12 protein-coding genes are annotated in these 13,840 nt (G+C 75.0%); 10 read left to right on the top strand and 2 right to left on the bottom strand.

Translation table 11 applies throughout. The features are described 5' to 3' along the window. On the top strand, positions 1 to 1,088 hold a 1,088-nt coding region (locus AB6N23_RS13545), incomplete at its 5' end, for a GDSL-type esterase/lipase family protein (RefSeq protein WP_412866555.1). 53 nt (positions 1,089 to 1,141) lie between these two features. Next, positions 1,142 to 2,383: an amidohydrolase gene (locus AB6N23_RS13540; RefSeq protein ID WP_412866554.1), complete on the top strand. Its 1,242-nt coding sequence runs from the start codon at positions 1,142 to 1,144 to the stop codon at positions 2,381 to 2,383. An 81-nt stretch (positions 2,384 to 2,464) separates the two neighbouring features. Here the strand turns inward: AB6N23_RS13540 and pgi are convergent, their stop codons facing one another. Next, positions 2,465 to 4,147 carry a glucose-6-phosphate isomerase gene (gene pgi, locus AB6N23_RS13535; RefSeq protein ID WP_412866553.1) on the bottom strand — a complete coding sequence of 561 codons (1,683 nt, stop codon included), beginning with the start codon at positions 4,145 to 4,147 and terminating at the stop codon, positions 2,465 to 2,467. A 198-nt stretch (positions 4,148 to 4,345) separates the two neighbouring features. Between pgi and AB6N23_RS13530 the strand changes: the two genes are divergently transcribed. Further along, on the top strand, positions 4,346 to 4,687 hold the full coding sequence (locus AB6N23_RS13530; RefSeq protein WP_412866552.1) for a hypothetical protein: 342 nt from the start codon (positions 4,346 to 4,348) through the stop codon (positions 4,685 to 4,687). Positions 4,688 to 4,696: 9 nt separating this feature from the next. Here the strand turns inward: AB6N23_RS13530 and AB6N23_RS13525 are convergent, their stop codons facing one another. Beyond that, positions 4,697 to 6,034 (bottom strand): pectate lyase, encoded by a 1,338-nt coding sequence (locus AB6N23_RS13525; RefSeq protein ID WP_412866551.1) that lies wholly within the window; start codon positions 6,032 to 6,034, stop codon positions 4,697 to 4,699. 146 nt (positions 6,035 to 6,180) lie between these two features. Here AB6N23_RS13525 and AB6N23_RS13520 point away from each other — a divergent pair, with 146 nt between their 5' ends. The 7 genes from AB6N23_RS13520 (at position 6,181) to nagB (ending at position 13,625) form a co-directional block, all read left to right on the top strand. Further along, complete coding sequence (locus AB6N23_RS13520) at positions 6,181 to 7,128, top strand: PfkB family carbohydrate kinase (protein WP_412866550.1); 948 nt, start codon at positions 6,181 to 6,183, stop codon at positions 7,126 to 7,128. 138 nt (positions 7,129 to 7,266) lie between these two features. Then, positions 7,267 to 8,445 carry an ROK family transcriptional regulator gene (locus AB6N23_RS13515; RefSeq protein ID WP_412866556.1) on the top strand — a complete coding sequence of 393 codons (1,179 nt, stop codon included), beginning with the start codon at positions 7,267 to 7,269 and terminating at the stop codon, positions 8,443 to 8,445. A gap of 124 nt (positions 8,446 to 8,569) precedes the next feature. Beyond that, positions 8,570 to 9,844 carry an extracellular solute-binding protein gene (locus tag AB6N23_RS13510; RefSeq protein ID WP_412866549.1) on the top strand — a complete coding sequence of 425 codons (1,275 nt, stop codon included), beginning with the start codon at positions 8,570 to 8,572 and terminating at the stop codon, positions 9,842 to 9,844. Positions 9,845 to 9,907: 63 nt separating this feature from the next. Further along, positions 9,908 to 10,864: a carbohydrate ABC transporter permease gene (locus tag AB6N23_RS13505; protein WP_412866548.1), complete on the top strand. Its 957-nt coding sequence runs from the start codon at positions 9,908 to 9,910 to the stop codon at positions 10,862 to 10,864. Next, entirely contained in the window at positions 10,861 to 11,793 is a 933-nt protein-coding gene (locus AB6N23_RS13500) for a carbohydrate ABC transporter permease (RefSeq protein WP_412866547.1), read from the top strand. The genes AB6N23_RS13505 and AB6N23_RS13500 overlap by 4 nt, the downstream gene beginning before the upstream one ends. A 3-nt stretch (positions 11,794 to 11,796) precedes the next feature. Further along, on the top strand, positions 11,797 to 12,843 hold the full coding sequence (locus AB6N23_RS13495; RefSeq protein ID WP_412866546.1) for an ROK family protein: 1,047 nt from the start codon (positions 11,797 to 11,799) through the stop codon (positions 12,841 to 12,843). Continuing rightward, positions 12,843 to 13,625: a glucosamine-6-phosphate deaminase gene (gene nagB, locus AB6N23_RS13490; RefSeq protein ID WP_412866545.1), complete on the top strand. Its 783-nt coding sequence runs from the start codon at positions 12,843 to 12,845 to the stop codon at positions 13,623 to 13,625. Before AB6N23_RS13495 ends, nagB begins: the two co-directional genes overlap by 1 nt. Positions 13,626 to 13,840 lie beyond the last annotated feature (215 nt).

The raw sequence follows: 13,840 nt of genomic DNA, 5'->3' as shown, positions 1-13,840 counted from the left end.
CCGCCGCCGCGCCCGCCGCGCCCGTGCCCGCCGCTGCCGCCCCGCCCGTGCGGGTGATGCCGCTCGGCGACTCGATCACCGGCAACCCCGGCTGCTGGCGCGCGATGCTGCACCGCGACCTGACGGCCGCCGGGTACGCGGTCGACATGGTCGGCTCGCTCCCGGCGCAGGGCTGCGGGATCGCCCACGACGGCGACAACGAGGGCCACGGCGGTGCGCTCGTGACGAACGTGGCGGCGTCCGGGCAGGCCGCGGCATGGTTCGCCGCCGCGCGGCCGCAGGTGATCCTGCTGCACTTCGCGACGAACGACGTGTGGAGCGGGCGCACGCCGGAGCAGGTGCTCGACGCGTGGTCCACCCTGCTGCGCCAGGCGCGTGCGGTCGACCCCCGGGTCGTCGTCGTGGTGGCGCAGATCATCCCCGTGGCGCCGCCGACGTGCGCCGAGTGCCCGGAGCGGACGCGGGCCCTCAACGCGCGGGTGCCGGGGTGGGCAGCGGCGGAGTCGACGGCCGCGTCGCCCGTGCTGGTCGTCGACCAGTGGACCGGGTGGGACCCGGCACGTGACACGACCGACGGCGTGCACCCGCACGAGGGCGGGTTCGCGCGCATGGCCGCGGCCTGGTACCCCGGCGTGGTGCGCGCGCTCGGCCTCGTCGGCGGCACCGGGACGCCCCCGCCGACGCCCACCGCGACGCCGCCCGCCACCGCGAGCCCCACGCCCGCCCCCACCCCCACCCCGACCAGCACCGCCACGCCGACGCCCAGCCCGTCGTGGACCGTTCCCTCGACCGCCGACGACGGCTGCCAGGCCACCCACACGGTGACGAGCTCGTGGCCCGGCGGGTGGGTCGCGACGGTGCGCGTGCGTGCCGGCGACGTCCCCGTCTCGGGCTGGCGCGTGTCGTTCATCGGTGGGCCGACGCCGTCCGTCGCGCACGCGTGGAGCGCGACGGGCACGGGCGGCACGTTCGCGAACGCCGCGTGGAACGGCCGGCTCGCGGCGGGCGCCACCGCCGAGTTCGGCTACCAGGGCACCGGCAGCCTGCTCACGCAGCGCCTGCGGTGCGTGGCGACGCCGGCCTCCTGACCGGCCCCTCCCGGCCGCCGGACCCGCGCACCGACGGACGTACCGTGGGAGGCATGAGCTCCGGAACCGCCGCCCGCCCGTCCGTCGTCGCGATCACCGGCGGGTACGTCGTGCCCGTCGTCGGCCCGCCCGTGGACGGCGGCACGGTGCTGGTCGAGGACGGCGTGATCACCGCGGTGGGTGCCGACGTCGCGGTCCCCGAGGGTGCGCGTGTCGTCGACGCGACGGGCCGGTGGGTGCTGCCCGGCTTCGTCGAGGGGCACGGGCACGTCGGGCTGCACGAGGAGGGCGAGGGCGTCGCGGGCAACGACACGAACGAGATGACCGTGCCGAACACGGCGGGCGTGCGCGCGATCGACGCGGTGAACGTCGACGACGAGGGGTTCCGCGACGCGCTGTCCGGCGGCGTCACGTCGGTCGTCGTCAAGCCGGGGTCGGGCAACCCGATCGGCGGGCAGTCGGTCGCCATGAAGACGTGGGGTGGGCGGACCGTCGACGAGCAGGTCATCTCGGCGTCGGTGTCGGTGAAGTCGGCGCTGGGGGAGAACCCGAAGCGGGTGTACGGCGAGCGCAAGCAGCTGCCGTCGACGCGGCTCGGCACGGCGCTGGTGATCCGTGAGGCGTTCGCGAAGGCCCGCCACTACGCGGCCGCGCGCGCGGCGGCCGAGAAGAAGGGCGAGCCGTTCGCGCCGGACCTGGCGCTCGAGACGCTCGCGCGCGTGCTCGACGGGGAGCTCGTGTGGGACCAGCACACGCACCGGCACGACGACATCGCGACGGCCCTGCGCCTCGCGGACGAGTTCGGCTACCGGCTCGTCATCAACCACGGCACCGAGGCGCACAAGATCGCCGACGTGCTCGCCGAGCGCGACGTGCCCGTGATCTTCGGCCCGATGTTCACGAGCCGGTCGAAGGTCGAGCTGCGGGACCGGTCCATCGCGCACCTCGCGGCGATCGCGGCGGCCGGAGTGCGGGTCGCGATCACGACCGACCACCCGGTGGTGCCGATCAACTTCCTCGTCCACCAGGCGACGCTCGCGGTGAAGGAGGGTCTGCCGCCGCGGACGGCGCTGGAGGCGCTGACGGTCAACCCGGCGTCGTTCTTCGGCCTGGAGGGGCGCGTCGGCGCGCTCGAGCCGGGCCGCGACGGCGACGTCGTGATCTGGTCCGCCGACCCGCTCGACGTGCACGCGCGCGTCGAGCACGTGCTCATCGAGGGCCGGACCGTGTACACGTGGGACGCCGAGGCGGGCGTCGGCCGGGTGGTCGAGCGCGCGGAGCGCTTCACGGCCTGACGCGGCCCGCCGGCGGGTCCGTCGCCCTGGTCGTCGTGCACGACCGGGACGACGGACCCCCGCGGACCGGGGCCGGACGGGTCAGCCGCGCAGCTCCAGGTACCGCGCGATGAGCGCACGCGTCGACGGGTCCTGCGCCTCCAGCGCCGCCGCGTCGCCCTGCACCGCGGGCGCGATCTCCATCGCCAGCTTCTTGCCCAGCTCGACGCCCCACTGGTCGAACGAGTCGATGCCCCACACGACGCCCTGCGCGAACGTGATGTGCTCGTACAGCGCGATGAGCTGGCCGACCACCGACGGCGTGAGCGCCGGCGCCAGGACCGACGTCGTGGGCCGGTTCCCCGAGAAGACGCGCGCCGGGACGATGTCCTCGGCGGTGCCCTCGGCACGGACCTCGTCGGCCGTCTTGCCGAACGCGAGCGCCTTGGTCTGCGCGAAGAAGTTCGCGAGGAAGAGCGCGTGCACGTCCGTCTCCCCGTCGCGCAGCGGGTAGGCGGGGTTCGCGACGGCGATGAAGTCGGCGGGGACGAGCCGCGTGCCCTGGTGGATGAGCTGGTAGAACGCGTGCTGCCCGTTGGTGCCCGGCTCGCCCCAGAACACCTCGCCGGTCTGCGTGGTGACGGGCGTGCCGTCCCAGCGGACCGACTTGCCGTTCGACTCCATCGTCAGCTGCTGCAGGTACGCGGGGAAGCGGTGCAGCTGCTGCGCGTACGGGAGCACGGCGTGCGTGTGCGCGCCGAGGAAGTTGACGTACCAGACGTTGAGCAGGCCCATGAGGAAGGGCACGTTCTGCGCGAGCGGCGTCGTGCGGACGTGCTCGTCGACGGCGTGGAAGCCCTCGAGCAGGTCGCCGAACGCGTCCGGGCCGATCGCGATCGCGAGCGACGTGCCGATCGCGGAGTCGACCGAGTACCGCCCGCCGACCCAGTCCCAGAACCCGAACGCGTTGTCGGGGTCGATGCCGAAGTCGGCGACCTTGTCGAGCGCGGTGGAGACGGCGACGAAGTGCTTGGCGACGGCCGCCTGGCGCGCCTCGTCGGAGTCGGCGAGGTGCCCGTCCGCGGCGAGCCGCTCCCACAGCCACTGCCGCGCCAGCCGCGCGTTCGTCAGCGTCTCGAGGGTCGTGAACGTCTTCGAGGCGACGATGAACAGGGTCGTCGTGGGGTCGAGGTCGGCGGTCTTCTGCGCGATGTCCGTCGGGTCGATGTTCGACACGAAGCGCACCTCGAGGCCGGCCTGCACGTACGGCTCGAGCGCCTCGTAGACCATGACGGGCCCGAGGTCGGACCCGCCGATGCCGATGTTGACGACCGTGCGCACGCGCTCCCCGGTCACGCCCGTCCACTCGCCCGAGCGCACCTGCTCGGCGAACGCGGCGACCTTGCCGAGCACCTCCTGGACGTCGTCGTCGACCTGCTGCCCGTCGACGACGAGCGGCGGCTCCGCGTCGGCGGGCCGGCGCAGCGCCGTGTGCAGCACCGCGCGGTCCTCGGTGACGTTGATGTGCTCGCCGGCCAGCATCGCGGCGAACCGGTCGGTCAGGTGCACCTCCTCGCCGAGGCGCACGAGCAGGGCCAGCGTCTCGTCGGTGACGAGGTTCTTCGACAGGTCGACCGTGAGGTCCGCGAGCCCGAACGTGAGGCGGCTGGCGCGCTCCGGGTCGGCGGCGAACCACCCGCGCAGGTCCGGGCGGAGCGTGCTCTCGTGCTCCGAGAGGGCCTGCCAGGCGCTCGTGGTCGTCGGGTCGGTGGGCGGCGTGGGCACGTGGGCCTCCGGGTGCGCGATGGGTGCTGGCGGTGCGGCGGCGGCGGGCCCGCGCCGCGCGGGCGCGGGCGACGTCGACCACGGTCCACCGTAGGGCCGCGGGGGTGGCGCCCGCACGGGACGTCCGGCCACCCGCGCCCGCGCCGTCGGGGCCGGCTCCGTGACCGACCCGCGGGGCGCGCTGCCTACAGTGGCGGCATGAGCCGCGTCCCCGTCTGGCCGTTCGCCGCCGCGACCCTCGTCCTCGGCTTCGCGCTCGCGCAGGGCACGGGGGTGCGGGCGCTCGGGGGTGCGGTGCTGCTCGCCGGCGGCGCCTGGTGCGCGTGGCGTGCGGGCCGGCGCGTGGGGTGGGCCGCCGCCGTCGCCGTGGTCGTGGTCGCCGTCGTCGCGTTCGTCCTGTCGCACCTCGCGGCGGACCTGCTCGGCGCGTGGCCGTCGGTCCTGCTGGCGGCGGCCGTGCTGGGCGCGGTCACGTGGGCGGTGGTCGACCGGGCACGGCCGCGGACGCGGGGCGCCGCCGTGGCGACGCCCCGCGCGTGAGCGGTCGCCTCAGCGGTAGGTGACGGACGCGGTGCTGTAGCCGCAGGCCGCGCTGGGGCCGGAGCCGGTCTTCGACGGCTCGCCGGACGTGACGCCCTTGTACTCCTCGCAGACGACGATCCTGCGGGAGGCGTCGCCGACGATCGTCACGCCCGTGAGGGTGGCGCGGTCGCCGAGGTTGGGGTTGATGCCGACGAGCGACTTGCCGGGTGCGGTGACCCGGACGTCCTCGACGCGCACCGTGCGGGCGTACTGCTTCGAGCAGTTGCCGCACGAGCGGTAGAGCTTGCCGAAGTCGCTCACCTGGAAGTTGCGGATGACGAACGTGCCGGGGCCGTTGTGCTGGAACACCTTGTCGGACGCGCCGCGGGCACCGCCGCCGACGACCGTCATGGTCTGGGAGGCCGACGTGCCCTTGAACGTCGCCGCGTCCTCGCCGACGTCCTCCCACCACACGTTCTCCAGCGTGCACGTGCCGAGGCAGTGGATGCCGTCGCCCGCGCCCTCGCCGAGGATGACGTTCTTCAGCACCGCGCCGTCGGCGAGCTGGAACATCGGCGGCTGGGACTCGCCCTGGTCGCCGGAGGAGATGCCGTAGTGGCGCACGAGGCCGAGGTCGCGCGTGCCCGAGATCGCGATCGTGGCGGACACCTTCTGCTGGCCCGTCGCGCTCGGCCAGGCGGGGAACGTGCCGGGTGTCGCGGTCGGCGCGCTCGTCGGGCGCGGCGTGGCCGAGGCCGTCGGGGTGGCCGACGCCGTCGGGCGCGGCGTGGCCGTCGGTGCGGTGGTCGGCGCCGTGCCGGTGCCCACCTGCACCAGCCGCCACTGCTGGTGGTACGACTTGGCGTCGACGCCCTGCGTGACCGCCGCACCGGCCGCCTTCGAGGCGCCCGCCACCTGCAGCACCTTGTCCGAGTGCTCGACGGCGAGCCGCACGTACGACGACTGCGTCAGGAGCCGCAGCTGCTGGTGGGTGGCGTCCGTGTCGGTCGCCTGGCGCACGGCGGCACGGTCGGCGGTGGACGCGCCCGCGACCTCGACGACCTTGCCGGACTGCCGGTTCTGCAGGCGGTAGCGGCCGTCGCCGGACGCGAGGAAGCGGAACTGCTGCGCGGTGGCGTCGGTGCGCGTGCCCTGCTGCAGCACGGCGCCGGCGGCGACCGAGCCGTCGCGGACCTCGAGCACCTTGTCGCTCTTGCGGCTGACGAGGACGTACCAGGCGGACGGGTCGACGGTGGCGGCCGACGCCGTGACGGCCGTGACGAGCCCGAGCGTGCCGCCGACGGCCACGGTGAGGGCCGCGGCCACGGCGACGCGCCAGGGGCGGCGCGTGGAGGAGGGGGACATGAACTGCCTCTCGAGGGGGGAAGCGCTTGCTGAGCCATCCGACCACGAGGGACGGACCGGACAAAAGCCCCGGGAGCGTGACGCTGCGACGAGATCGGGTGCGGCACGGGCGTGCGCGTGACCTGCGCCACTGCGACGATCGGAGGGTGACGCGGACGGCGTGGGGGAGCGGCGGGCTCGTGTGCTGCGGGCTGACGACGCTCGACGTGCAGCAGACGGTCGAGGCGCTGCCCGGGCCGGACGAGAAGGTCGTCGCGGAGGACCTGCACGTCACGTTCGGCGGCCCTGCCGCCAACGCCGCCGCCGTCGCGGTGGCGCTCGGCGTGCCCGCCCGCCTCGTCACGGCCCTCGGGGGCGGCCCGCTCGCCGACGTGGCCCGCGCGGGGCTCGCGGACGCCGGCGTGGAGGTCGTCGACCTCGCCCCCGCACGTCCGGGGGTCCTGCCCGTCTCGACCGTGCTCGTCACGCGCGCGACGGGGGCGCGCGCGGTCGCGTCCGTCAACGGGGCTCGTGCGGAGGTGGTCGTCGCGGACGGTCCCGCGGCGGAGGTGCTCGAGGGGGCCGCGGCGGTGCTCGTCGACGGCCACCTCCCCGGGGCCGCGACCGCGCTCGCGCGCGCGGCGCGTGCGGAGGGCGTCCCGGTGCTCCTCGACGGGGGCAGCTGGAAGCCGGGGACGGACGCGCTGCTCGAGCACGTCGACCTCGCCGTGCTGTCCGCGGACTTCCGGCCGCCTGCTGCGGCGGCCCCCGAGCGTCCCGAGGACGTCGACGCGCTGCTCGACGCCGTGGCGGCGCGCGGCCCGCGCTTCGTCGCGCGCTCGGCGGGCGCCGGTCCGGTCCGCGTGCGGGCGGCGACGCCCGGTGCGGCGTCGGTGCACCGCACGTCCGTGCGCCCCGCCCACCTGCTGCCCGGTGCCGTGGTCGACACGCTCGGCGCGGGGGACGTGCTGCACGGTGCGATGGCGGCGGCGCTCGTGCGCGGCGCCACGCCGCTCGTGGCGCTGGCGGAGGGCGTGCGCTGCGCCACGCTCTCGGTGGAGCACCGCGGCGCCCGCGGGTGGCTCGGCGCGCGGGGCGTCGCCGCCGCCGGCTGAGCAGGAGAGCAGGCCGTCCGCCCACGGGCGGGTGGCGTCGGGCGCGCGTGCTACGGCCCTGTGAACCAGCGGTCACGATGTGATCACGGTCACGACACCTCCTTGACGCAGATTTGTAAGGAAGGTCTACTAACAAACGTGACGACGACGACGCGGTCGGCCGGCGGCCCCGCGACCAACCCCGTGCGGCGCGGTCTGCGCCCCACCACGAAGGTGCTGCCGGAGCACGCCCGGGCCCACAACCGGTCGCTCGTGCTCGGTCACCTGTTCCACGAGGGCCCGTCGTCCCGCGCCGACATCGCCCGCAGCACCGGCCTGACCCGCGTCACCGTGTCCGACCTCGTCGCGGCGCTGCTGGGGGAGGGCCTCGTCGCCGAGCTCGGCGTGCGGTCCGAGGGACGCGTCGGCAAGCCCGCCACCCTCGTCGGGCTCCGCTCCGCCGACCACCACGTCGTCACCGTCGACCTCACGGACGACGAGACCGTCCTGGGCGCCGTCATGACCCTCGACGGCGAGGTCGTCACCCGCATCCACGAGCCCAGCGCCGGCACCACGGGCGCCGCCGCCGTCGACCTCGTCGAGGACGTGTGCCGCCGCCTCGTCGACGCGACCACGCACCCGGTCGTCGGCGTCGGCATCTCCTCGCCCGGTGTCATCGACGACACCGGCGCCGTGCGCGAGGCACCCAACCGCGGCTGGTTCGACGTCCCGCTCGCCGCCCGGCTCACCGCCGCGCTCGGCGTCGCCGTGCACGTCGCCAACGACGCCAACACCCGCGCGCTCGGCGAGTACACCTTCGGCGGCGCGGACCCCAGCACGATGATCGTCACCGTCGGCCAGGGCGTCGGCGCCGGGCTCCTCGTCGACGGCTCGCTGGTCCGCGGCCGCGGCCACGCCGCCGGCGAGATCGGCCACGTCACCGTGGTCGACGAGACGACGGCGGGCGAGGACGCGCAGGCGTGCGCGTGCGGCCGCCGCGGCTGCCTCGAGACCGTGCTGAGCGCGCCGGCCCTGCGCCGCCGCGTCGCCGGCCTCGACCCCCAGGACTCCGACGCCGCGCTGGCGTCGGTCGGACGGATGCTGGGGCGCGCCCTGGCCCCCGTCGCCAGTGCGCTCAACCTCGCCGAGGTCCTGCTCTCCGGCCCGCCGGAGCTGCTCGACGGACCCCTGCGGGAGGCGGCGCTCGCCACCGTGCGCGCCCGGACGATGCCCGTGATCGGGCACGACCTGCGCCTGCGGATGGCGGCACTCGACGAGGACGCGGCGCTCGCGGGCGCCGCCGTGCTCGTCCTCTCCGGTCAGCTCGGGATCACGTGACGGTCCCGGGCCGACAGGCCGGCTCGGGGTCACGTGACGACCCCGAGCCGACCGTCATCAGGTCGGCAGCTACCCCCGGCGTCGTCGGCGTGACGACCGCCTCGCTCATGGGAGGAACCCCAACGTGAAGATCCTACGTTTCGCGGCCGCCGGCTTCGCGGCGGCGCTCACGCTGACGGCGTGCTCGTCCGGTTCGGCAGGCGGCTCCACCGACGCGACGGACGGGGGCTCGGAGGGGGCCGAGATCCGCGTCTGGCTCGTCGGCACGGACACGCCCGAGGACGCCCGGACGTACCTGAAGGAGACGTTCGAGGAGGAGAACCCGGGCTCGACCCTGGTGATCCAGGAGCAGTCGTGGACCGGTCTGGTCGACAAGCTCACGACGTCGCTGTCCGGCTCCGACAGCCCGGACGTGGTCGAGGTCGGCAACACGCAGGCGGCGACGTTCACGTCGTCGGGCTTCTTCGCACCGCTCGACGACGTCGCGGAGGAGCTGGGCGGCGACGACCTGCTGCCGGGCTTCATCGAGGCCGGCACGTGGGACGGCACGTTCTACGCCGCGCCCTACTACGCCGGGTCGCGCGTGGTGTTCTACAGCCAGCAGGTGCTCGGCGGCGCCGCGGTGCCGACGACGCTCGACGAGTACGTCGCCACGGCGAAGGCCGCCCGGACCGAGACGCACTCGGGCGTGTGGTTCCCCGGCCAGGACTGGTACAACATGCTCCCGTTCGTCTGGGAGAACGGCGGCTACATCGCGGAGCAGAACGGCGACGAGTGGGAGGCCGGCTTCTCCACCGAGGGCGGCATCGCCGGCCTGACGCAGGTCCAGGACCTGTTCCAGAACGCGTCGAACGCGCCCAAGGACGGCGACGAGACGAACCTGCAGGTGCCGTTCTGCGAGGGCGCGACGACGTTCCTCTCGGCGCCGAGCTGGATCAAGTGGTCGATCCTCGCCGAGGCCGACGCGGAGGTGCCCGGCTGCCCGGAGACCTTCGGCGCCGACCTGCACGCCTTCCCGCTGCCCGGCAAGGACGGCGGCGCGGCGCAGGTGTTCGCCGGCGGCTCGAACGTCGCGGTCGCGGCGAAGTCGGCCAACCCCGACCTCGCCAAGGACGCGCTCGCGATCATGCTGTCGGACGAGTACCAGACCATCCTGGCGGAGAACGGCCTCATCCCGGCCAAGGTCTCCCTCGCGGACGCGCTGCCGGACGACGAGGTCACCGCAGCCGCCGCGGCCGCCGCGGCCAACGCGCGGCTGACCCCGGCCACGCCGAAGTGGGGCGACGTCGAGGCGCAGAAGGTCATGCAGGACGCACTCGTCCGCCTCGCGCAGGGCGAGGACGTCGAGGCGGTCGCCGAGGAGCTCGACTCCACGATCGAGTCCATCCTCAACGGCTGACCGGACGCGCCGGGCCCCGCCCCACGGCGGGCGGGGCCCCGGCGCCCCGCGGGAAGGACCTCCATGAGCTCCACCACGCTCCAGGCCGCACCGTCGTCGGCGGCGCCGGCCCCCCGCGCCTCGCGCGCGATCACCCCGGCCCGGCTCCTGCCGTGGCTCCTGCTCGCCCCGAGCCTCGCCGCGCTGGGCGTCGTCACCGGCTGGCCGCTGGTCCGGATGGTGTGGCTGTCGTTCCAGCAGTACGAGCGCGCCCAGCTCATGGGCGTGCCGGCCGAGTTCGTGGGCCTGCGGAACTACACCGAGACGCTCACCGACGCGCGGTTCTGGACCGTCACGGCCCGCAGCTTCGCGCTCATGGTCGTGTGCGTCGTCCTCACCATCACGCTCGGCACGCTCATCGCGCTGCTGCTCATGAAGCTGGGCCGCGCGATGCGGCTCGTGCTGTCCGTCGGGCTGCTGCTCGCGTGGGCCATGCCGCCGCTCGCGGCGATGCTCGTGTGGGGCTGGATGTTCGACACCCAGTACGGCGTCGTCAACCACGCGCTGACGGCCCTGACGGGCGAGAGCTGGATGGGGCACCCGTGGCTCATCGAGCCGCTGCAGTTCTTCGCGGTGGCGACGCTCGTCATCGTCTGGGGCGCGATCCCGTTCGTGGCGTTCACGCTGTACGCGGGCTTCACGCAGATCCCGCACGAGGTGGTCGAGGCCGCGCAGATCGACGGCGCGAGCGCGCCGAAGCGGTTCTTCCGCATCCAGGTGCCCTACGTCCGCGCGATCTACACGGTGCTCATCGTCCTGTCGATGATCTGGGACCTGAAGGTGTTCACGCAGATCTTCGTCCTGCAGGGCATCGGCGGGGTGCGGTCCGAGACCAGCACGCTCGGCGTCTACATCTACGAGATGGGCATGGCGCAGGGCCACTACGGCGCCGCCAGCGCCATCGCCGTCGTCTTCACCGTCATCATGCTCGCGATCTCGGCCTACTACGTGCGCGCGACGATCAAGGAGGAGGAGCTGTGAGCGTCGCAGCCGCCGGAGCCGCGCCGGCCGTCAGCGCGGACGCCCGCCCCGTGGCGGTCCCCGCCGTCGTCACGCCGCGCCGCCGCCCGGCGCGCAGGCGGGCGTCGTCGTGGGGCTGGGGCGTCGTCGCCGCGCTCGTCGCCGCGGCGTTCGCCTTCCCCGTGTACTGGATGGTCAACACGTCGCTGCTGCCGACGAACGAGATCATCGGCCCGCGCGTGCACTTCTGGCCCGACCAGCTCACGCTGCGCAACTACGAGACCGCGATGTTCGAGCAGGTGCGCTCGCCGTTCCTGCCCGCGCTGGGAACGTCGCTGCAGGTGACGTTCCTCGTGCTGGTCGCGTCGATGCTGTTCGCCTTCGTCGGCGCGCTCGCGGTCACGCGGTTCCGGTTCCGGGGCCGGCGCGCGTTCGTGCTGTCGATCCTGGTGGTCCAGATGGTCCCGGGCGAGGCGATGATGATCAGCGTCTTCCAGCTGGTCGACGGGTGGCGCCTGCTCAACACGGTCGTCGGCCTCGGCGTCGTCTACCTCGCGGGCGTCCTGCCGTTCACGCTGTGGACGCTGCGCGGGTTCGTGAACGGCGTCCCGGTCGAGCTCGAGGAGGCCGCCATGATCGACGGCTGCTCGCGCGGGCGGGCGTTCTGGAAGGTGACGTTCCCGCTGCTCGCACCGGGGCTCGTCGCGACCGGGGTGTTCGCGTTCCTGCAGGCGTGGAACGAGTTCATGATGGCCCTGATCATCATGACGCGGCCCGAGCAGATGACCCTGCCGGTCTGGCTGCGCACGTTCCAGCAGGCGACCAAGGCGACCGACTGGGGGGCGCTCATGGCGGGGTCGGTCCTCGTCGCGGTGCCCGTGATCATCTTCTTCCTGGTCGTGCAGGGGCGGATGACCGGCGGGCTCGTGTCCGGAGCGGTCAAGGGCTGAGCGATGGAGACCACCACCCTGCGTGCCGGGGGAGCGGCGGCGCTGCGCGTCGCCGGACCGGCCGGCACCCCCGACGGCGTGCGCGCGGCCCAGGCCGCGTCCCGGCCGCCCGGCTGGTCCGTGGGCGTCGACGTCGGCGGCACCAAGGTGCTGGCCGTGCTGCTCGACGCCGACGGGCGGGTCGCCCGTACGCACCGTGCCCCGACCGTGGCCGGGCCCGACGGCGTCCTCGACGCGGTCACGACGGCCGTGCGGTCGCTCGCGACGGCCCAGGGGCTCGCGCTCGAGCGGCTCGTCGGCGTGGGCGTCGGCGTGCCCGGCGTCGTCGACCCGGTGACCGGGACCCTGGAGCACGCCGTCAACGTCGGCGTGGCGCACCCGTTCGCCCTCGCCGCCGCCGCCACGGCCGTGCTCGGCGGACGCACGGTCGTGCGCGTCGAGAACGACCTCAACGTGGCCGTGCTCGGCGCCGCGCACACGGTGCCGGGGCCCGACCGGGCGGGGCACGCGCGTGACCTCGCGTTCCTCGCGCTCGGCACGGGCGTCGCCGCCGGCCTGCTGCTCGACGGGCAGCTGCGCCGGGGCACGCACCGCGCGGCGGGCGAGGTCGGGCACCTGACGCTCGTGCCCGACGGGCTGGCGTGCAAGTGCGGGCAGCGCGGGTGCGTCGAGCAGTACGCGTCGGGCAGCGCGCTCGACGCCGCGTGGCCGTCGACCGACGGGCGGCCCGCGCCCGCGGTGCTGTTCGAGGCGGCCGCGGCCGGGGACCCCGACGCCGTGCGCGTCCGGGACCGGTTCGCGTGGGCGGTGGGCGCGGCGGTGCGCGTCCTCGTGCTGACGTGCGACGTCGACCGGGTCGTCGTGGGCGGCGGCGTGAGCAACGTCGGCGCGCCGCTGCTGCACGCCGTGCGCGCCGCCCTCGACGCGGAGGCGGCCGCGTCGCCGTTCCTCGCGTCGCTGCGCCTGGCGGACCGGGTGCGGCTCGCGCCGCCCGGGGTGCCGGTGGGCGCGGTCGGTGCCGCGCTGGTCGGACGGGGGGAGGTCGTCTGATGGAGGTCGTCATCGCCCCCGCGGCGGAGCTCGCGCGGCTCGCCGCCGACGCCGTCGAGCGGCTGCTCGCGGCGCGTCCGCAGGCGGTCCTCGGGCTCGCCACGGGCTCCAGCCCGCTGGCCGTCTACGACGAGCTCGCCCGCCGGCACGGCGAGCACGGCCTGTCGTTCGCGCGCGCCCGCGCCTTCCTCCTCGACGAGTACGTCGGGCTGCCGGCGGACCACCCCGAGCGGTACCGCACGGTCGTCGAGCGCGAGCTGGTGTCGCGCGTGGACCTCGACCCCGACGCCGTGCTCGGGCCCGACGGGCTCGCCGACGACCTCGCCGGCGCGTGCGCCGCGTACGAGCGCGCCATCGCCGACGCCGGCGGCGTCGACCTGCAGCTGCTCGGCATCGGTACCGACGGGCACGTCGCGTTCAACGAGCCCGGCTCCTCGCTCGCGTCGCGGACGCGGGTCAAGACGCTCACCCGGCAGACCCGCGAGGACAACGCGCGGTTCTTCGGCGGGGACGTCGACGCGGTGCCGACGCACTGCCTCACGCAGGGGCTCGCGACGATCCTGTCCGCACGGCACCTCGTGCTGCTCGCGCAGGGGCGCGGCAAGGCCGAGGCGGTGCACCAGCTCGTCGAGGGGCCGGTGAGCGCGATGTGGCCCGCGACGGTCCTGCAGATGCACCCGCACGTGAGCGTGCTCGTCGACGAGCCGGCGGCGAGCCGGCTCCAGCTGGCGGGGTACTACCGCGAGACGTGGGCGTCGAAGCCGGTGTGGCAGGGGCTGTAGGGCCGCGGGACGTCGGGCTCGTGCCGGTCGGTGCGACGTGCCGGCCGGTCGCGGTGCCGGCCGGCGCACGTGACCGTCAGCCGCGCCGGGGGGTGCGCGGCGCCGCGGTGCCGAGCAGCACGCCGCGCACGAGGTCGAGCGCCTCGTCGGGCGTGAGACCGGCCGTGCGCGCCGCGTCCGCGTACGCCGCCGCCGCGGCGCGCGGTGCGTCGTCC

Source organism: Cellulomonas pasadenensis, assembly GCF_047229365.1.
Classification (GTDB): domain Bacteria; phylum Actinomycetota; class Actinomycetes; order Actinomycetales; family Cellulomonadaceae; genus Cellulomonas.
Note: the sequence above shows the minus strand (reverse complement) of the source record. Positions and strands in the feature narration are given on the sequence as shown.